This is a genomic window from Kingella pumchi, from assembly GCF_022288825.1.
GTDB lineage: Bacteria > Pseudomonadota > Gammaproteobacteria > Burkholderiales > Neisseriaceae > Kingella_D > Kingella_D pumchi.
The window spans coordinates 1-247 of record NZ_JAKOOW010000043.1 but is presented as its reverse complement, the minus strand read 5'-3'; the positions used below and the strand labels follow the sequence as shown (position 1 = coordinate 247).

At 53.8% G+C, this 247-nt stretch carries 1 protein-coding gene; it reads left to right on the top strand.

Features of this window, described 5'->3' with window-relative positions; genetic code table 11:
* Nucleotides 1-247: hypothetical protein (locus MB824_RS11760; protein ID WP_456077654.1), on the top strand; the 247-nt coding region annotated here is incomplete at both ends.

The window sequence follows — 247 nt, the reverse complement described above, 5'->3', positions numbered from 1 at the left end:
CGCAGGCTGGCGCAGCGGCCAAGCCGGGCGTAAAGCATGCAAACCAACAGGTTTTGGCAGCCGAAGCCTTTACTGTGTTTGTCGGCCTGGTGTGTGCGGACATGGCGGGCGAAGCGTCCGTTCATAACGGGCTTGATGATTTGCTGAAAGCGGCTTATGCTGTACATGGTTGCAGTTCCGATGTTTTTGAGTTGACGCTCTGGGGTTTACCCGTAAAAACGTTGGACTGCAACCTTTTTGTTTGGGT